This window comes from Paenibacillus sp. FSL W8-0194, from assembly GCF_037969745.1.
Lineage (GTDB): Bacteria > Bacillota > Bacilli > Paenibacillales > Paenibacillaceae > Paenibacillus_AQ > Paenibacillus_AQ cookii.
On record NZ_CP150205.1, the window covers coordinates 4,810,750 to 4,830,683 of the forward strand.

Sequence of the window (19,934 nt, forward strand, 5' to 3'; positions counted from 1 at the left end):
ATAACCCGTACTCACCCTTCTTTTGTGAAAAAGACGAATCCTTTGTTACCTTTGAAGAAATGCACCTTTTCATTAGTGCTGTTTCTAGTACGAGTTTAGATATGGATACTTCATCAGCAAGCGTTAGTTTCACAGGTCTTGATCCAGGTACGAGGTATTATGTTTTGTTCTCGACAGCAACCAACGGAAACATATACTCCTTTAACGGATCAATCAGTAACAATTAAGTCATCCTATTTAAAAAGCTACGACCTCTAAATAGGAGGTTGTAGCTTTTTAAACTTTTTTTGATTTCTATTGTTTATATATATAACAAATGACTTGGTGGAGGTTGAAATGAAGATTAAGAGAAGACAAATTAAGTGGGCTTTTCGTTTGTATTTATTCTTGATTTTTATTCTTGTTGGTGTAAAGTTTACTGGAAATCCAAATGAATTAATAAACCGAATTAAGGACAGGCTCGTACTCATAAACGAAGGATACTGGCATATACAACTGACCCCCTTTAAAACGATCTGGTCAGCAACAATTAAGTTATACATTTTATATGGTCTTGGTGGGCCTGTATTATTTAATTTAATGGCCAACATAATTTTATTTGTACCTATGGGTTTCTTGATCGCATTACTTTTGCCAAAGTCTAACTTTTGGAAGGTATTTGTGTACTCACTTGGAATAGTTTTGTCTATAGAAATATTCCAATTTATTACTATACTCGGAGTTGCTGATATAGATGACGTTATTTTAAATACTCTAGGTGCCTCTATTGGATACATTGTTTATCTGGTTTTCAAACCATTAGTTGATAAACACACTGAATCAATCTCAGATAGAACATCTTCTGTAAGTGGCCTATGACGTCCGGATGTTGACCGGGCCGGGTGGCCGGTACAGGGCTGCTCTGCTCGTCCAGCCAGATCGGAGGAAGCAGCAGCGTGCCGGTTCCTCACCAGCTCCGTGTCCGCGCCAAAGTTCCTGGATGCCGTTAACGTTCCGAGAGGAAAGCACCGGTTGCCCGGATACACTGGCCGGCCACCGGTATCGGAGCTGCCCGGAATATAACATAATATCCATTTTGTTACTAACTCCCATTCTGTATTGCACGTTTCACAATAAGATGAGATTTGTGTCTAGTGTAGATCGGAACTTAATTTTAGAACCCCATTATAAACTATGGGAAGATTGCATAGAAGGCCTGAGAGAACGTCGTGATAAGATTGATCCGAATTTCTGCATACATGGAAATTGTGCTGTTTGATTCCCGAGTGGCGCAAGCGGCAGCCAGCTGCAGACAATTAAAGCTGTTGCTACTGTGATAGCGGCCCGTTTCAAATACCGAAAGTTCATTTTTCAACCTCCTTCATGTTCAGTGACTACTTCTTTTTAAATGAAGGCATTCATATGTATCTTTCATTCGCCTCAGGTGCACCAACTAAGTTTTATTTTTCCCTAAACATTCCCTCCCGCATGGTTAATTATTATCTATAGACAAAGCTTAATGCCCCGACTATCACTAATTCAAACCTCAGGCGTGTTCGCGTAGCATTCCGCCGGATCTGCGACCGTCATCGAAGTTCAAGCATTATATTTTTTTCATTAAATAGCTTGATTAATGAAGGGATAAAAATGGGGGGACCGGGGGAGCAAATTTGCCCCCGCCGCCGGCATTTACCTTGGAAACGGGGGCCTTAACCCCCGTCCGGCCTCTAAACTTAATATTCCGAAGGAAGCAAAATCGTCGTTACACTCCGGCCGTGCCCCGTAATAATCCAAAACTTTTCACCTGCCGCCGTCTGATACACCAACAAAAGCCGTCCACCCAGGCGCAACGCTTCATCATTAGCATCCCGGTCCGCATCGCATACATCTCCCCAATTACCGCCAATGTGCCGAGTCAGCGCAGATATACGTTCATCCTCACTTATAGCTTCAAGCGCCCCCATCGTGATGACTTGTACCCCTTGACCGTTCGGCCGCCTACTTAGCCTTTGACAGGTTGAGGGTGCAGCCGAGGAGGCACGGCCTGGCAAAGGCTAGTAGGCCTTGCTCGCGTTACCATGCGGTTGGCAAAAGGGAAAAAACGCCCTAAAATCAAAAGAACCGGCCACCTGGCCGGTTCTCTCCATTCATCCCTGAGCTATCCCTCAGCTTTAGTTTTCTCCCCTGCTTTTCCCTTCTCCGCCCTTTCTACCTTGATTTGCTCAAGCAAATCCCCATGCTCAAGCATGGATAAAAAGGGCCTCCTGATACGTCAACATCCGTAGTTCTACTTTAGTATTGGCCCCAAGACACGCTGATGAAGCGTTTAGCGGAATCAGGGTGTCCCTTGCCTTTGCATGAATACATGATGAGAAGTAGAGCGTAGCGAAACGGATCATGATGTATTCATGCCTCCCTTGCCCCTACCCACAGAAGCTTCTCGCTCCGTGCGGGGGGTGAAGCGAGGGACAGGAACGTAGAGCGCCTTAGCCGGCGCTTTTTCCGGTTTAGGCGCTTTCGTTATCGGCCCGAGTCCCCCCGCAGCGGTGCGTACCGGCTCTTAGGTGGCGTTTTTTGCCGCCTTAGAGCCGGTAGCATGAGCCTATGTGATTGTCATTTTTCTCTTTACAACCCTTTAACCAATCCAGAAAAAAATAGGCATGAACTTCTCTCTCCATATCGCCAATACTCGCTTATCAAATATCCTCCTGCAGCCGATCCCTTCCAAAATCAGTTGAACCAATAGCGGACAAGTGATAGAATTTAAGTATAAAGAAACCATTTTCCGGCATACACTAAAAAGAGCCTTTGCCGTTCCAGCGGCAAAGGCTCCAAGGACAAAAAGGCTGTGGAACCCACGGCGTGCTAGGTTCATTTACCTAAGCGAGAAACCCACCGAAGGCGGTCAACCTTTATGCGGTGGGTTTTCGCTTGTTTAGCTTCCGTTTAATCCATCGATAGAGCTTCCGAATACTAAACGCAAGGCTTAGTAAGGTCGCGATCCATTTAAGGATATCCAGTAGCGCCACAAGTGCGGCCATGGCAACACCTCCTTCCGGAGTGTGCTACGCCGTGGCCGCTCCACCGCTTTAAGTCCTTGATCTATTATATCATGAAAGACTTGGAAAATCGTATTCTCATGCATAATGCCAAGGTGATATGAATATACTGATAGTATTAGACAACTGCCAAAAAAGAAGCCAGGGGCGAAATTCGCTCTTGGCTTCTTTTTTTCAATGCAACCTCACACTAACCATCCATTTCGTATCATCTATGCTTTCGAATCATTTGGCTGACTCGACCTTGGGAAATGCCCAATTGCTGTGCCCATTCCCTTTGCGATGCATCCGGATTGGCTTCCATTACCTTCACCAAGTCTCCCCACGAAACCTTTTCTTTTCTTCCCCTTTTACGTATTGTTTCATGTAAAACGGAATCAGATCCTTCGTCTACAACTTCTAAAGTTACTGCCACCTCGGGCTCACTCACTTCATATCCATAAGCAGCATTAAATTCTGCTAAACAAGAAGCACATATAAACTTCGCACGAAAGTAAGTAAGCCTCTCGATCGAGCCACAAAATAAGCACTCTTGCGACCTATATTTCCGGAACATGATTTGCCGAGACTCTTCATCGATAAAGATTTCAAGGGGATCTCCAACTCCCACATCAAGTGTGCGTCGTAATTCAATAGGGAACACAATCCGGCCCAGCTGATCTAGCTGGCGAGTGATACCCGTGCTTTTCATTCTTCGGCCCTCCCGAACATTTATTTATCAATATAGCATAGATCACAATATGGATTCACGTAGGATATCAAGAGTTTCGCAGCTTGTTCCAATCATGTTGGTGGTCTAATAAAAATAGAGAAAGCGTAAAATAAAAAAGACACGATGCTGACACATCATGTCTTTAACAAAGGTCGGCGGGCAACCACGGCGAGATTTTCACAAAGCTAATGAAAAACAACCGGATAGTAGGCTCCCAACCTATTCTGAAGTGACCCCGTAAAGTTAGACAGGTTATATTATTAGGCGGCTTGTTGGGCAAGAGTCCGGTACAGTACCGGACTCCTACCGGTTACTTTATCCTCTTTATTATACCAAATTATCCTACCATTTTTCGCTTCTTAATCTCTCCCTAACCTAAATGGTTAATAATGAACATTTGTGGTACCTAATATCTTAGAAAACAGTTGGTTTTGACGCAAAAAAACTCCATCTGTTCGCATACCTGGAACAAAGGACATTATCTGTCTGTGTGGCCTGCACTTTGTGCAATAAAAAAGCCCCCGGAAATCGAGAGGCTTTCTCAACAGCAAAACTTGAATTAATTTCTAACATCGGAAATGGATGAACCCGTTTTTCCAAAAAATTCCCCATTAACGGGAGTACCGGCACCACTCCATTGAAGCGTATATTCTCCACTACGCATGCCTTGTCCGAAACCTTCTTCAAAATTTTTCCATGTTATTTGGTCGTTTGCTTTAATTTCTCTAACAAAATATACAAGTCCAGTAGCATTGTGTGTCAAGGTAACCATAACGGGTTTGCTACTATAGTTTTTCATTAAAAGTTTAATATGACCATATCCGCTATTTATTTTAAAGGATTTTTTTACAATCGCGCCTCCTGATACGGTATCGCCAATGGGGTTGGACGTATCAATAACCATTGGGCTGATCAAGTGATCTTCGACAAAAGGATTATTAATGGGACTAGGGGTTTGGCTTTCTACTACACTAGTTTCGGGAGTTACCTCTTCCTGAGTTGTACTTGGTGAAGCAAAAGCAGTTATCGCTGTTGTTGCCATAGCTAAAGATAATGTTGCAAAAAAAGCACTTTTTTTCTTCATAAAACTAAATTCCTCCTTGGTATTCTTTGATATGTATTAAATGGTTAATACTGTATTTAGTATGTATTTTTAGTGAAATATTGTCAAATATATAATTAATTTGATTAATAGAGTCTCTTTTTGGCAATCTACCTCAAAAAAACACTTGTTCCTCGTTTTTTAACATCTCCACACGCCTTGTTTTTAGAGCATTTCACGTAAAGTGGCTAATTTCTCCTTAAACGTAATTTTCGCCAAACCATAAATCTTTACCTTGAATATCTGGGGGCCTCTCTTAAATTAAAAAATTGGCCCTAATTAAGATGCAGCTTTCCTAGAAATAATTCTGATAGCGTCCATTAGTTCAACATATCAATGGAGTGTTTACTTGCATCTAGGAATACCAGGCCGCAGATCACCTGGTTTATAAGTCATGCACTAAAAGAATGGTTCATACCCACTAAATTTAGATCAACCGAAAAACCACCGGTTTTTCAAGTTTTCCGGTGGCCTTTTATTGTTCTGATCTTACTTCCAAACATAATCCTATCATTTTTCACTTCTAAAATATCAGCATCTTGAATGGTAGGGTTAAATACCATAAGATAAGGCAGCGGATCAACCGGATTTCCATCGATCCAAATTTCAAAATGTAAGTGAGCCCCTTGAGAGCTCCCCGTATTACCAACATTCCCGATATGCTGACCGGCAGCTACCTTTGTTCCGGTAGAAAGCGGTGATGGGTTCTGCATATGGCCATACAAAGTAACAACACCGCCCCCGTGATCAATCATAATGCAATTCCCATAGCCCCCGCGAACACCGCTAAAGGTGACGGTCCCCGGCATAAAGGCGACTATCCCAATTCCCGTCGAATCGCCAGGCGCCGCAATGTCCACGCCGGCATGCTGTCTCCCCCAGCGGATTTTAAATCCGGAAGTGATGATCGTCGCCTCTGGAGATGGCCAAACCGACCCATCTGCAGAAACGATCCCAGCTTGTACATAGTCATTAGCAAAAGCCAAGACATCTCTGACGTATTTTTTGGAGTTATTGTACGCATAGAGTGCTTTTTCAATATTTCCAGACGCAGCTCCGTTAGCGGCGAGATACTTCGCCGCCGACATGATCGCGTCCTTATTATTCCAGGGATCCGGAATCCCATCGCCATCTCCATCAGTACCATAGCCGCCATATCTGGCGATTAGTCCGGATTTCTCAGATCATTCTCTGGTATATTCCCTTTCCCTAAGCCACCGCAGGTCGGGTGACTCCATCCCATCCAAGTACAAGGCATGAACTGCATCGGTCCGATAGCGCCGGCGTAGCTTTCGGAAACATCAGTCGAAAACACTGTTTAAACCCGGTGGACCGCAGCTAATATATTCCACGGAACTCCATAGATGGTTTCGGCTTCGTGGTAATACTCCAAAAACTCAGGCGGGATGGCAGCGAGCCCTACTTCCGAGATCTGTCCCCCGTAACGAAATGAGGTATTCCCGGATTGAGATACGGCCCCGATGAACATCCCACCAATAAATAAAATCAAAACAACAATCAAAATAAGGGCAATCCCGAGTATCAGTAGGATCTTCATCCCTATCGGTGGTGTGTGGTGGTCGAAGGGAAGGTGACTCCAGCGAAGGGGAGCCCATACACCGAACAACTGCAGTATTTCGTAACCTTGAGAAAATCCGATGATGAATGGAAGGTACGCGAGTTTACGATTGAGGAAGGAGGAGATTAGTTCATGGAGGAGGCTACAGTCCCCCAGGAACGAACTCCTGGTGTTGCAAGGGATTTAACCAATAAGGCAGCAAAAAAGGACAATGTTTCAGCTGCAGAAAATTTGTTGCAAAAACTAGACGATCACATTTCAAATCTTGCGGAGTTCCCTTATATGGGGTCCGTTTTGTCGGAAGATGATTTTCCCTTACTGCAATGAGGTTACCGATTCATTGTCGTGCACCCTTATTTAGTGTTTTATCGGGTAATTGAAGATACGGTGATTATTCATCGGATTTTTGATGAGCAATGAGCCAACATTTGCGCGACATTCATGTTACCCCAACGTGGTTGTGAATCCGGGCGTAATCGTTTGATACGGGCAATAATGTCATTGGTGTGGCATTGTTCAAAAATGCTATTCATTAGAACGGCTCCTCCCGAAAAAAAGGTTTTTTATGCGCTGAATTCGTATAACGTTCGTGTATTCACGAATTGCTGCTGAATATCCGTTCTGAACCCGCTTCTTACTCATCAAGTTTCTAGATCCAAGTATTTTTTCCACTCCTTTTTTTGAGAACGGATAGATCGATCAAATTCTGTTTTGGCTATGCCCTTCAATTTTTTATAAATCTGTTCTTCAAATCTGTTTTTCTGTATAAAAATCATCGCAAGGGATTCTCCACAGCTTGCTTTAATCATGTCGTTAGCCGAATCATCATTGATTGTTACCGCTAATGCCTCGATAACTGTTTCATGGCTGTATCCACTTAGATCCATCGCAGCATCATCCCGCTCGGCCTCTGAAGCTCTTTCATCTAGCAATATTTCAATGAGTCTTTCCCATGGCTTCATAAAGCCCCCCGAAAGTTTAGGTATCTTCCTTTTTACAAGTTCTTAGGGGAAGGTTTTTCATCATGATCCTCAAGGTTATCAATTTTACTCATGATTAAGTTCTTCAGAAAAACCAAACCAGGTCATTTCATACAAACAAAGCGCCGCTATTTGTTCGCTTGAAAAGCGCTCAAGTACGTTATGATCTATATAAAAGCCTAGCCACTCCTCCCAATTGTTTGCGGAGATGTCCCAATATCCATCCCACTCGGATGAATTATTTTTTCCATGTACCCGATACTCCACATAATCTTCGTGAAGAGAAGCATCAGAATCAACCTTGTCTATATGTATGATCATCTCCTCTACATTTTTTGCCGGATCTTTTGAAAGTAAGGATTTATATACAGTTAGATATTGATAGTGTAAAATCTCTGTGGGTGTAGGAATTGGAAAAAGCGGATATAGAAAAAGAGCTTCTCCCTTGGTAAAGTGATGTTTGACGCACAACACACCAAGAAGGAGGAAGCTCCTGTGAGCCACTTTACCACAATAATGCCGACGATGAAAGAGATTGAGCAATGGATTTTCCGGAAAATGCAGGAGGAATTCGCTCGTGCGATGAAGCAGGTGCTGGAGGCGCTGGATCAGCAGATCCTGGAGCAACGGGACCGAGAGCGTTATCGAGTAAAGGACGAGCGTGAAACAAGCGTCAACACAGTGTTCGGGAATGTGCGCTTTAAGCGGAGATTGTACTGTGACCGTAGAAGCGGCAAACACGTGTATCTGCTGGATCAGCTGTTGCAATTCGAAGGGCGCGGGAAAGTCAGTCCGCATTTGGAAGAGACAGCAATCGCATTCGCAAGCCAAGGACCGTCGTACCGGGACAGCGCAAAGCGGCTGGAGCAGCTTTTGGGCTACAATGTGCTGAGCCACCAAGCGATCAGGGAAAAACTGATGGAGCGTGCGCAACAGCCGATGCCAGCGGTGAAACGGCGCGCTGCCCGCGTGCTGTTCGTGGAAGTGGATGGGCTGTACACGAAGCTGCAGCGGAGCAAAAAGCGCGGGATGGAGAACGCAATTGCAGTCGTACACGAAGGCTGGGAGAAGAACGGCAAGCGGGTACAGCTGAAGAACAAACAGCATTACCTGCATACGAGCGGCGGCGACTTCTGGGAAGGGTTCGGGGACTTTCTGGTGGAGCGTTACGAAATCGACGAGAACACGTGGCTTGTGGTGAACGGAGACGGCGCGGCGTGGATCGGGGAATGTACATCCTACTTTCACCAATGTCTGTACATGCTGGACCGCTTTCATGTGGCGCGTGATTTGAAACGCTTTGTTGGTCATTTGCCGCAGGTGTGGGAGACCGTGAGACGGTCTTTGGCCAAACAGGATGCAGCCGCGCTTATGGCGGTCCTGGAAGGCGTGTCGGAGCAAGAGATAGCGGAAGAGAACCGGAAGGATTGGAAGCCGTATAAAAGATTTCTAAAGCGGCATGAGAAGCATTTGGACGACTACCGAAAAACACTCCAGGCGAAGGGGATCGACACAAGCGGCATGCGCCCGATGGGAAGCGCGGAATCGCAGATGCGTATATTCGCCAAGCGGACGAAGCGTGGCGGGTACAGTTGGAGTGAGCGAGGCGTCAGGGCGATGCTGAGGACGATGATGAGGATTCAAGAAGCGGGCACGGTGGTAAGAACGGTTGAAGGACAAGCGAGTAAGCAGGCAACGCCGCAGCAGTCGATAAACATGCGGCAATTGCTCAAGAACGTGACGCAACCGGTCAAGGGTTGTATCGCTGGAATGATTCGCATGCTGCAAGGACCGAAGCAAAGCAGCACAACGGGTATGGCACTCAAAGCACTTCGCGGATAACGGCAAAAAATTCTGACAAATCACTTGTGTTTGATGAAAGAACGAAGCAAAGCGCTTACAAGGAAGAGGTTCCTTCGGGGTTCGCGTTCCAGGCATCTTAAATGACTGCCCACGCTAGCTTGACACTGACTAGATATTTTCTCTTTGTGCGGTTCATATTCGGATAGTATTCAATCAACTTGTCCCAAATCTCTTCGAAAACGACTTTGTTTAAAATCTCTTTAAAGGTAATCATGTAATTGAACTCCTGTTATTTAAGGCTCCGTTCGGAGCCGCTTTGTGAAAATATATGCTTCTCGAAATCCATGAAATTCTTTCATTAATACAAGATTAAGATTGATACCACCTATCCTTTCGCCTTAGATCACATAATCCAGGCTGGGGCGTACGCTCTATTCCATGTCTTCCTAGATTATACATCTGACAACCATGGAACGATAGTCCCGCAGCATAGACGTTGAGTAAGTCAAACCTCTTCTCCGCTCATCACACTGCACTTTACCGATAACAAAAAAAGAGCCCCACACAAGTTGTCCAAACTCATGTGAGGCCTCTCTTCTACTTCATGTTTCCTACGACTTTCACTCTCAGTCTCGTCGCATTTCCCGGATGATAAGCCAGCGGGGTTTCTTCCACTTCCACGAGTTCCACCGTAGCCGGATCAGCGCCGGCCAGCACCGCCTGCTTCACGGCTTTTTCACGCGCATCTCTTAATGATTCCTCGCGCGGCTCCGTAGAATAGATGTAAATTTGCTCATATTGTCCGCTGATTTGGGCAATACACGCGCCAATGGCGTTGGCTACGCCCCCGTTCTCAGGCTTAATCATACGGGATACCCCGCGAATCGTGTCCGGTATAACGACACTGCCGCCGCCTACCAAAACAAGCTCAACATCTCCCGACGATGTCTTCATTTTATCAATGGCCTGCTCTATGATGGTTGCAATTTCAGCTTGTACCTGTTTAGCGAAGTCTTCATCCAGATGCGCTACCAGACTCTTATCCCCGACATCCGCAAGACCGAGCCGAACGGCAATGTCCGTCGTAGTCAGCGTATTCCCGCCAAAGACCAGCGCTTCTTGTCCAATCCTGTACCCTACGCTGTCAGGGCCAACCGTAATTTTGCCGTTCTCCGAGCGCACAATGCTTCCGCCGCCCAGCCCGACGGAGATAATATCCGGCATGCGGAAATTCGTGCGGATATCCCCAACCTCGACCGCAACCGAGGATTCTCTCGGGAAGCCGTCCTGCAATACCCCGATGTCCGATGTCGTCCCGCCTACATCGAGAACCATCGTATCCTTGATCTTCGCTAAGTAGGAAGCCCCGCGAATACTGTTCGTTGGCCCGCAGGCAATGGTCAGGATCGGAAACTGTTTGGCATAATCAATCGACATCAAGGTTCCGTCATTTTGGCATAAAAACACCGCTGCGTCCGAGATGCCCTCTTCTTCCAACGCCTGAACAAAGCCCTCGGTCGTCGTTTTAATCACTTTGCACAATGCCGCATTGAGGATGGTCGCATTTTCCCGTTCGATCAAACCGACCGAACCGATCAATGAAGAACAGGAAACAGGAAATTCCGCTCCGTACATTTGATGGATGAGATCGCGAACTTGGAACTCCTGGTCATTTTTAAGGGATGAAAATACGCCGATGACCGCAATGGATTCAATACGACCGCGCCACTCTTCCAGAAGAGCCGTAATTTCGGTCTCATCGACTTCACCAAGCACTTGGCCGTCGTATTCATATCCGCCATGGACGAGAGCGTATTTACCCGACAGCTTCTCCACCATATCCTCAGGCCAGGACGTATACGGGGCCACGGAAGCCGTTGCCGGGTAACCCAGACGAATGACGCCGACTTGGGCCAGCTTTTTACGCTCCACAATCGCATTCGTGCACTGTGTCGTACCTAACATGGCATGCGTAATTTGGGTTTTATCGATGTCCGCTTCCTGCAGCAACCTCCGGAGAGAGGTTTCGATGCCCGTTTTAATATCCAAGCTTGTCGGTGATTTCACCGCATGGATCAACTGGTGATTCTCATCCAAAATGATGGCATCCGTATTGGTGCCGCCCACATCGATCCCGATTCTATACATTTTCAGCCACCGCCTTTTTTACCAGTTCCTCGATCGGAACATAATCGTAATCATATCCGAAGTATCTTGGACCTGCCGTCTCGATTCCTTTTTCCGTTCTCCACCTTTCATGGGCCGGCAGCCCGATCACCCGTACGCGTTTCCCGTATTTCAGGCTCTCCGTGGTCACGGGCAACAAGGTTTCATATTCGACCAGACAGATCAAATCCGGAGTGATCGCGGCCACTTGACCGTTCCGTTCGGCAACCAGGTTTTCATTTTGAAAATGAACCTTCATCTCCCCGGATTTAAACGCTTCGATGCCTTCGAGATGCATCCGGCCGAGATTAAATCCGCCCTTGGTCTCCCGGATGACATCCACGATTTTACCTTGGAAAAGTTCATAGCCGGACACGAGTTTCAGCAGTTCTTGCAGCTTATCCTTGGTATCCCGGTTTTTCGATGTAATGATTGCGCCAATCTGTTCGGATAGAGTCACGATATGGTGAACGCCGCTTTGCTTGATTTGAGCACCCGTTGCAGGATACAAGCTGACTAAAGCGCTGGCTCCCATTTCTACCGTAGCCACCCTTGCCAGCCGTTCCGTCCATTGATTATCGATGGTCTCAAAGATGCCGATGTTCCCTTTTTCATCCGTAATCGCCATCGGCGTCGCCGGAATGCCGTCCAGGTTAAACGTCACCATTTGCAGCTCCGGGAACGCCCGTCCCATACCGTCGCAGTCGATCAATGGCAATCCCAGCTGCGCCGCAACGACGATGGGAATCATGGAGTTGACGCCTCCCGCTTCCATCGGAAACGTTCCGGCGATCTGTTCTTTTCCCAAGTAATTCGCTAATTTTTGGAACACCTTCACAAACTCGTCCCCTTTAGGAAACTTCTCCACCAATACGGAAGGCGCCCCCATCATCGCGGCCGGAATAAAAAAGTCCTCATCCTGAATCTCGTCGACCGAGTATAGTTTTACAGGACCATATTTATCAATGGCCGAAATAGCCATCAATTTGCCGATATAAGGGTCTCCCCCTCCGCCGGTTCCCAGAAATGCCGCGCCGACGGCGATGTTTTCAACAGCTGCTTGATCTATATATCTCATTTACGTTTCCTCCAATATGACAGTCTTCTGAGCCGATAAACGATAACCGACATAATACACGACAAAAGAAATCACAATCCCGGCCAGCGGCTGATTCGGTACCTGCAGCAAGCTCGGGAAAAAGGACAACACGACAGGAGCACAAGCAATGACCGCGCCCGCAAGCCAGGAGACAACGCCCAAAGCATTCACGCCTTCGACCTCCTGCCAGCGGCTCTTATCCCCTTTGCCAAGCACCCAGTACGAAGCGATCATCACGCCCGCCACCGGCGGAATCATAGCCGACAGGATGGACATGATCGGAGTGAAATAGTTGAGTATGCCGACGACAGCCAATACGGTCCCGATGGTTCCCGCGATGCCGATGGCCCACTTTTCTTTCTCCTTCGAAACGTTGAACACGTTGATTAAGGCAAAACCGCCTGAAATAACATTCACAAGGTTCGTCTTCCAGGTAGCCAGGATCAAAATCACACCGCCAATAAACGGCGTCGTGATGCTCAAAAAAGTGGCTGTAATATCACTGGCCCGGTAAGCGATCGTCAGGACGGCTCCTGCACCGATCATCAGCAAACCCGCCGGAATAATTCCGAAAAGAGCAGCTTTCAGCACATCGGACCGTTTTCTCGAAAATTGCGAATAATCTCCCGCGATGACCGCTCCCAGCGCAAATGAACCCAGGGTTACCGCGAGTCCGTCCGTAAAGCTCATCACCGCCGCAGGTTTATAATTCTTGATGATCTGCAGGGAATCACCGGTCAAAGCTTCGATCAGACCAAATATGCTGATCCCGATCAATAAAGGAACGGCAATATAACTGATCACCCGCAGCACTTTAATGCCGTACATGGCTGAAACTACCATCACGAGACCGCAGATGAGAGATGCCAGCGGCACCCGAAGGTGCATGCCGATCTCGGCCAGCAAGTTGGCCAGGGCTGCGCCGCACACATTCGCCTGGATGCCGAACCATCCGAGGCACGCAATGGCGAGGATGATCGAAAGAATCGTCCGAGATCCTTTTTTGCCAAACACTTGACCTGCGACCTGAACGGTCGGCCTTCCTAAATCCGTGCTTTGAATCCCCTGCAAAATCATGAGCAGCACAATGATGGCGTAGCCTGCCAACGTGACGAGCAATGCCTTTGATAACCCCATTCCTGCAACAAGTGCGTTCCCCACCAACAAACTCGGGATGCTGATGACTGCACCAGCCCAGATGATCCCCAGACTGAACCAGGATTGATATTCTTTGGCGGATTTCATATGACCCCTCCTCACGTTTGTTCGTTCGAATCATTTTTCTCATTGTATAAGATGAAGCAGGGCAGCGTCTTTTTCAGAAAATAAAAAAAATCCCGAAGTTTTTGTCTGATTCGACAAAACCTCGGGACTTTTTAGTTATGAATAAGACGATAGACCATGCAGGCGGTGTAAACATCGTACGATTCCGAATTGACGGTGACGTCATATCCGATGAGCTCGCTAATTTTTTTGATGCGGTATTTCACCGTATTTTTGTGGACGAACAAAAGCTTGCTGCATTCATCCATATTTCCCTTCGCATCCAGAAGAAAAGTCATCAGGGTTTTCAAAGCATCCGGGTCGTCCATGATCGGCTCCATGACGGACAAGCATTCCTCCGTAACCTCTTCCCCTTGCTTGCTGAGGTCTATGGCCCGTTTCATGGAACGGACTTCAGCCGCGGTATACAGTTTGCGGTGATGATAGATGCGGTGAACCTCTTTTTCTACGCCGTTAACGAGTTGATACATCCGCCGTACGTCCTGCGTGTTCCGCATTCTCGGGGAATACACGACGCTAGAGATTTCAGCGACGAGACTCGTCGTTTCGATATATTCGGCTGCGATTTCATATTCATTGTATTTATAGGAGCAATTCCCCAGCAAAACGACAACGCAGTGATCGATCGTTTGAATGACCGCGGTTTTATAATATTGCGAAAGATGCGCTTTTAAGTCTTCCCTTATCCTTCTTTCCTCCGACAAATCCCGAATGTAAACGAGCCACATCATTTGGATGGCGGAAACGTCGATATACAGCAAACTGGCCAATCTGCGCATTTTTTCGCTTTCATCATTCACGATCGCTTTGACCAAAGCGTATTCGCTGACCTCGTTATGCTTGTCTCCCCACAAATTGATGGCCACCTGCACCACCTCGCTGATTTGATCCATCGTCTTCGGAGGCAGCTTCGCATTCTCTTTAATGAGAAACAGGTAAAGGATCTCCCCGTTTTTTTGATGAACACGTTTGTATTCAACAAAGCAGGATGAATTCAGCTCTCCTTCTCCCATTCCGCCGTTCAAGATGGAAGGCGCCATGGACCGAATAAGACTCGCCACATCAAGCGATGAATTCCGCGGCCACATGACCCGGTTGATGATATCCAGGTTGCTGTTGGTCAGCACGATGTTCGCTTTCATCCGGTCCGACAGCAGTTTAAGGGTAATTTCCACGCTCCGCAAATGTTCCGGCAACAACGAGACCTTTTCCAGCGATTCATTTACGAAATGCTCATTCACATTCTGATTGCTGACGATCGCCTCCATGACTTCATAAATGACTTCATTATACCTAAGAGTGTAGTCGTTTCTCGGCATGCAGATGATAATAAAATTCAGGGATTCGGCCAGCTCGACCACTTCATCGGCGATATCCGGCATCACAATGCCGACATAGTACAAAATCAATCCCACTTCGCCCAGGTCATGCAGATACTGAACCGTTTTGCACTGCTGCTCCACGCTGTCCTTAATGGAATAAAAAGAGCTGATGACCAGCTCTTCGGCATACCACTCTTCCTGAACGGTTTGAATGATTTGCGAAAAGAAATTGACATCCGCTACCTCTAAAACAGATAAAGAGGAAACGGTCTGATGAAGCCTGCTTGCTCCGGTGACCACCTGAGCCCCTCTAAATGAAGGCAGCTGCAGTAAATCCTTAACGGTTACCCCAATTTAACCACCACTTTTTTGTTCGATTCAAGCTGCATTAGATAGGCTTTATTAATATTAGTATAACCCTCGTTAGGATAAGCAACCAAGTAAGTTCCATAATGTTCTTCCCTGTTAAGGATTTCTTATTACGAACCCAAATTCACGACAAAACCCAGCCCTGGATAGCTCTTATTTTAGGCCGGGTCGTTTATTGTCTGAGCTTTCTTCCATGATTATACATCTGACAACCAAGGGGTGGTAGACCCACAGTGTGTAAACATTGTGATGCACCGTTACTGTATTTCGAAACATCACCTAAAAACCATTGATCAAGATTCCAACTCTATTTTTTACTTTGGTATAAAAACTCAACTTCACCATCCAGCAAATATCGATATTCCAATAATTGCATTGTTCTTTCCCTTATTCTCTCCTTTATATCCGTGGCTAGACTTACAGGTCCTCGTGATCCAAGATATCCATTATAAATAAATGTCTCCTCTACAAATTTTGTCTCCTTTAAGTGATACTGTAACCATTCTTTCTGCGATTCAATGAGTGCTTCTCTTGGTTCTCTATCCAACTTCGAAAGAAGCTTTTTATATATTTGATTCAACTCTTTATCCCAAATCTCTGTATATTTGCCTTCCAACGCCCCCCATCCCAATGTTGTATTAATCTCTTTGGAATTTATTAATTCATTTAATTCGACTTCATAATCATGATCTATAGGATTTCGAAGCATTTCATCATAAAATTCTCCTTTCAATTCATAGTTCCCAATGCTCATGGTTAACACTTCATTGTTAGAAGAATCTGATCGACCTTCAGTTATTTCTTTCGATTCATTTCCATTACCTGTACTCACTACATCAGGAGGCAGTTCAGAATTCGTTATTGATTTAGTCTCGCTGTGCAAGGTAGTCGATTGACTACTATTTTGACAAGATGAAAACACTATCGTAATAAAAAATAGTAAGAGTATCTTACTTTTCATAAATGATCTCCTTAAATATTATCTACCGGTAATGGCGCATAACGTTATTTTTTATAAATTGCTTCTAATAATTCCGATTTTTTTAATATTAATTATGATCGATAAAATACAATTGATAGAAGTAAGCCCCATCCAAATAAATATTGAATACGACATCCACACCCATACCATTAAATAATTATTGTTTAATAAATAAGGAAAAATCATTACCAATACCAAAAGCATAATGCTTAAGATTAGTGCGATACTACTACCTGTCATTTTTCTGAATCTTGTCTTTTCATCTTTAATATTTAGTTCTATTCCTCTAGAGAATTTAATTACTTGTGCACATAAGATAACGACGGCTATTATTACTAAGAATGAAAATACCAAATCAATGAATAGATACACGTCATCATAATTAAATTTATTCATGTGATTTCCATTCATATTCTCATAAATGTTATTAGCAATTTGCGATGGTGCAGTTGAATTCAAATTAGCCAGAACAAATATGGCCTGCTGCTTTTCTAAATCAATAAGAACCTGTGAGGAGTAATTAGGATTAGATCCATTATGACTAACAACTCTATTTTTCGTATCTATACTCCATCCGAATGAATAGTATTGATTTTCATCTTCGTATCCCGCCGTTTTGATGTCGACTTGATGAGATTGTTGTATCGCTTTCAATAAATGATCTGGTATGTCGCCTATCCCCATTTGGGCATTAATCCAGCGTTCTAAATCTTTTGTATTCGTTACCAAATAACCTGCAGCGATATTCCCATAATATCTAGGGGCATCATATTCTAAACTTTTTCCAAAAAATACACGATATCCTTTGGTAAGTTTATCAGTTTTCTTTTCTTGACCTGTTGAAAAATAACTATCAGTCATCCCTAAAGGAACCAGTATGTTTTCAGTTATGTAATCCTGATAAGGTTTGCCTGTAACTTTTTCAATAATCATCGCTAAAATATCATAATTAACTGTAGCATAATTATATGCTGTCCCAGGATACGTATCTAACGCAATGTCTGACACATTATGTATCGTCTTTTCAAGCATGTCCTCCGTGGTACCTTCAGGAATTAACCGAATACTCCACGGTGGAATTCCACTTGTATGAGCTAACAACTGATGAATCGTAATATTAACTTTCTCACCCTTAATAGTTGGCTCAAATGATGGAATATAATCTGCAGCAGAATCTGAAAGAGATAAGTACCCCTCATTTTCTAATAGAATAACGGCCAATGCCGTAAATGCCTTTGTAGTCGATCCCAACTCAAATAATGACTCTTCAGTTACCATCTTCTTATTATTAACATCAGCATATCCGTAATTTTTATATATTGTCTTGCCCTGCTCTGATACTACCATAGCCACCCCTGGAGTCGCTGATTTGGCCATTATGGTTTCCACCATATTATCCGTATTATCATAATTCCCTGTCCTTATCAAACTTCCAAGTTCATCCCAACACGCTATAGTAGTAATGATTGCGATAAGTAGGATGACACATACTGTTGATGTGCCTGTTTTACTTAGCATTTTCTTCATGGTGGTTCTCCCTATTGTAAGTCTTCTAAAAAAATAATGAACCAAACTATATCATTAAACACCATCCATAAAAACCTTCTTTGTGCCGATATGGCATAGAGAGAAACATGTTCTTAAAGCCATTTAATTCTTTGCGCTGATTTCCGATTACGTTCTTGTATTCACGAACGAACCCAAGAGCCTTAAGGCGACATAGTCGCCGGCTGCGCTTGAGCAGTTAGACAGGGTTGTCAGCCCGGGTTCACTTCCTCGAAACCGCTTGGGGCGGACCAAGGGACGAAGCCAGCCTGCCCGTAGCGTGAATATAATGTTAGCTGATGCCAGTGACATCTAGAGCTGCGTCCAACATCTTCTTGATTAAAATAAACCATCCTTGATATAAGGAATAAAAATATAGTTTTGATCTATATAAATCAGGTAGTAAAGATAGCTTGCAATAATTATATGAACCAAAAAAAGATAGTAATAAACTCGCGGCTTTCTATAAAATAAATACAATAAAATCAGATTTACTATAATTCCGGCACAAATCCCTATGTATCTACTATAGATATTTATATTCAATATATGAGCTGCAGAGACTTGTTTGGTTTTTAAAGCCCATTCGAACGTAATTTTATCAGCTATTAAATAAAAAGAAATTGAATATATAAAAATCAAAAAAACTGTTAGAAGTACAATTAAAGCTACTTTTATTATTTTCAATTTACCTTTCCTTCCTTGTATTGTTTAGATCGAATTCCCACAGTTGCTGCTAACGTTATTGTATCTACGAACCCGAGTACCTGCTGACCAAGGAGTGTCAGCGACACAGCGGTACTCCTGGTTACTTATCTCCTGACCTTGTAATTTTTCATGCCTATCATTGGGCGATGCCCGAAGTAGGAATATTGGGTTATCCGAAGAAACCGACTCCTCTGAAATAATCGTTATTTACCTATACTTATCAATTGTTTTTTGAGCAGCATGATCTGACCAATATGATATGCATTATGAATACATAAATTTGATACTACTCCCCACCAAGGTGCATTGAAATAGGAAGGGATTTCTTGCATAAGTTTGAGATCTTCGCTTTCTTCAAGTGCCCTATTCCAACTATTAAAGACTGTTTCAAGTCTCTGTAAGGTCTTCTTCCACTCAATATCATTTATTGTATGTGGATTCACGTAAAAAGTATCATCATTGTTTATTGAATTTTCTAATTCAAATTGTTCGACGTTATATCTCTCAAGCCACTTCTCATTCCAAAATATGAGATGATTCACGATCGACCAAATTGATTGTTTACTTTCATTCTCCCATGCAGCTTGTGTAGCATTTAAATCTTTTAAAATTTCATGGAGCGGAATGAACCAACTCTTATCGTTATAACAGGCGTTTAATTGGTCTATGAGAATATATTTATAACTCATCTTTGTACCTCACTATTCGATTAATCTTTTGGTTATTTCGGATAACGTTCCCGTATTCACGACGTCCCACCGACTTATGGCTGCGTCAGGAGCCGGTCAACGATACGGTTAGGTGGTGCGGATGTGTCCGGCTAAATCTACCTCTCTGCTGCCGGTAATACTTCTCTGATCCTCTTCTAACTTTGCCGTACTCAGCGGCAAATGTCCCGAAGCGTGAAGATTGTGTTATGCGATGCCTCGGACTTCTTCGAAATATATTCCAGTCATTGTCTTCTTAAATGCACTTTATATATCTTTAATGCAGTTTCTTCCTCTTCTGATTTATCTTCAATTTCTTCGATTGATAACCCATGCTTTGGTATTTTATCCTTTGTATAATTATCCATAATTTTACTTATTCTTGTTTTCGTAAATTCATCCATGAGATTGCTCCTCCTGGCTTGAATTTAGATACTTTGGCGTTATTATACGTGTTCTCTAATATCGAATGCATTGATTTCTTATCACGTTACCACATCTATGACGCGACCCGGCTTTAGATAGCTTTTATCTTAGG

16 protein-coding genes and 1 pseudogene are annotated in these 19,934 nt (G+C 44.3%); 3 read left to right on the plus strand and 14 right to left on the minus strand.

From position 1 onward, the window contains the following. The first annotated feature begins 336 nt into the window (after positions 1-336). Positions 337-858 (plus strand): VanZ family protein, encoded by a 522-nt coding sequence (locus tag MKY58_RS22020; protein WP_339322119.1) that lies wholly within the window; start codon positions 337-339, stop codon positions 856-858. Between the two features lie 2,388 nt (positions 859-3,246). Here MKY58_RS22020 and MKY58_RS22025 read toward each other — a convergent pair. The 4 genes and pseudogenes from MKY58_RS22025 to MKY58_RS22040 all read right to left on the minus strand — a co-directional run. After that, positions 3,247-3,729 carry a hypothetical protein gene (locus MKY58_RS22025; protein ID WP_339322120.1) on the minus strand — a complete coding sequence of 161 codons (483 nt, stop codon included), beginning with the start codon at positions 3,727-3,729 and terminating at the stop codon, positions 3,247-3,249. A 580-nt stretch (positions 3,730-4,309) separates the two neighbouring features. Further along, positions 4,310-4,834 (minus strand): pilus assembly protein, encoded by a 525-nt coding sequence (locus MKY58_RS22030; protein WP_339322121.1) that lies wholly within the window; start codon positions 4,832-4,834, stop codon positions 4,310-4,312. A 473-nt stretch (positions 4,835-5,307) separates the two neighbouring features. Then, entirely contained in the window at positions 5,308-5,940 is a 633-nt protein-coding gene (locus tag MKY58_RS22035) for a M23 family metallopeptidase (RefSeq protein ID WP_339322122.1), read from the minus strand. A 10-nt stretch (positions 5,941-5,950) separates the two neighbouring features. Beyond that, positions 5,951-6,018: pseudogene (locus MKY58_RS22040) on the minus strand (lytic transglycosylase domain-containing protein); the annotation flags it as partial. A gap of 545 nt (positions 6,019-6,563) precedes the next feature. Between MKY58_RS22040 and MKY58_RS22045 the strand changes: the two are divergent. Beyond that, positions 6,564-6,758 carry a type II toxin-antitoxin system RelE/ParE family toxin gene (locus MKY58_RS22045; protein WP_339322123.1) on the plus strand — a complete coding sequence of 65 codons (195 nt, stop codon included), beginning with the start codon at positions 6,564-6,566 and terminating at the stop codon, positions 6,756-6,758. A gap of 314 nt (positions 6,759-7,072) precedes the next feature. Here the strand turns inward: MKY58_RS22045 and MKY58_RS22050 are convergent, their stop codons facing one another. Beyond that, complete coding sequence (locus MKY58_RS22050; protein WP_339322124.1) at positions 7,073-7,393, minus strand: hypothetical protein; 321 nt, start codon at positions 7,391-7,393, stop codon at positions 7,073-7,075. An 84-nt stretch (positions 7,394-7,477) separates the two neighbouring features. Then, positions 7,478-7,915 (minus strand): DUF6557 family protein, encoded by a 438-nt coding sequence (locus tag MKY58_RS22055; protein WP_339322125.1) that lies wholly within the window; start codon positions 7,913-7,915, stop codon positions 7,478-7,480. On the opposite strand from MKY58_RS22055, the gene MKY58_RS22060 reads away from it, so the two are divergent. Continuing rightward, positions 7,907-9,253 carry an ISLre2-like element ISTco1 family transposase gene (locus MKY58_RS22060; protein WP_339320778.1) on the plus strand — a complete coding sequence of 449 codons (1,347 nt, stop codon included), beginning with the start codon at positions 7,907-7,909 and terminating at the stop codon, positions 9,251-9,253. The two genes, MKY58_RS22055 and MKY58_RS22060, sit on opposite strands and share 9 nt — an antisense overlap. Positions 9,254-9,811: 558 nt before the next feature. On the opposite strand, the gene MKY58_RS22065 is transcribed toward MKY58_RS22060, so the two are convergent. From MKY58_RS22065 to MKY58_RS22100, 8 genes are all read right to left on the minus strand, one after another. Then, positions 9,812-11,362, minus strand: coding sequence for a hydantoinase/oxoprolinase family protein (locus MKY58_RS22065; protein WP_339322126.1), 1,551 nt, complete (start codon positions 11,360-11,362; stop codon positions 9,812-9,814). Then, positions 11,355-12,458 carry a DUF917 domain-containing protein gene (locus tag MKY58_RS22070; RefSeq protein ID WP_339322127.1) on the minus strand — a complete coding sequence of 368 codons (1,104 nt, stop codon included), beginning with the start codon at positions 12,456-12,458 and terminating at the stop codon, positions 11,355-11,357. The genes MKY58_RS22065 and MKY58_RS22070 overlap by 8 nt, the downstream gene beginning before the upstream one ends. Then, the gene (locus MKY58_RS22075; protein ID WP_339322128.1) at positions 12,459-13,724 is read right to left on the minus strand and encodes a cytosine permease; all 1,266 of its coding nucleotides are present in this window, start codon (positions 13,722-13,724) and stop codon (positions 12,459-12,461) included. It lies immediately after the preceding gene. 131 nt (positions 13,725-13,855) lie between these two features. After that, complete coding sequence (locus MKY58_RS22080; protein WP_339325225.1) at positions 13,856-15,439, minus strand: PucR family transcriptional regulator ligand-binding domain-containing protein; 1,584 nt, start codon at positions 15,437-15,439, stop codon at positions 13,856-13,858. 322 nt (positions 15,440-15,761) lie between these two features. Further along, a complete protein-coding gene (locus tag MKY58_RS22085; protein WP_339322129.1) occupies positions 15,762-16,415 on the minus strand; it encodes a lysozyme inhibitor LprI family protein in 654 nt (217 codons plus the stop codon). A gap of 51 nt (positions 16,416-16,466) precedes the next feature. Beyond that, positions 16,467-17,963: a serine hydrolase domain-containing protein gene (locus MKY58_RS22090; protein ID WP_339322130.1), complete on the minus strand. Its 1,497-nt coding sequence runs from the start codon at positions 17,961-17,963 to the stop codon at positions 16,467-16,469. Positions 17,964-18,892: 929 nt separating this feature from the next. Further along, a complete protein-coding gene (locus tag MKY58_RS22095) occupies positions 18,893-19,378 on the minus strand; it encodes a DinB family protein (protein WP_339322131.1) in 486 nt (161 codons plus the stop codon). Positions 19,379-19,641: 263 nt separating this feature from the next. Next, the gene (locus tag MKY58_RS22100) at positions 19,642-19,800 is read right to left on the minus strand and encodes a hypothetical protein (RefSeq protein ID WP_339322132.1); all 159 of its coding nucleotides are present in this window, start codon (positions 19,798-19,800) and stop codon (positions 19,642-19,644) included. Positions 19,801-19,934: the final 134 nt, after the last annotated feature.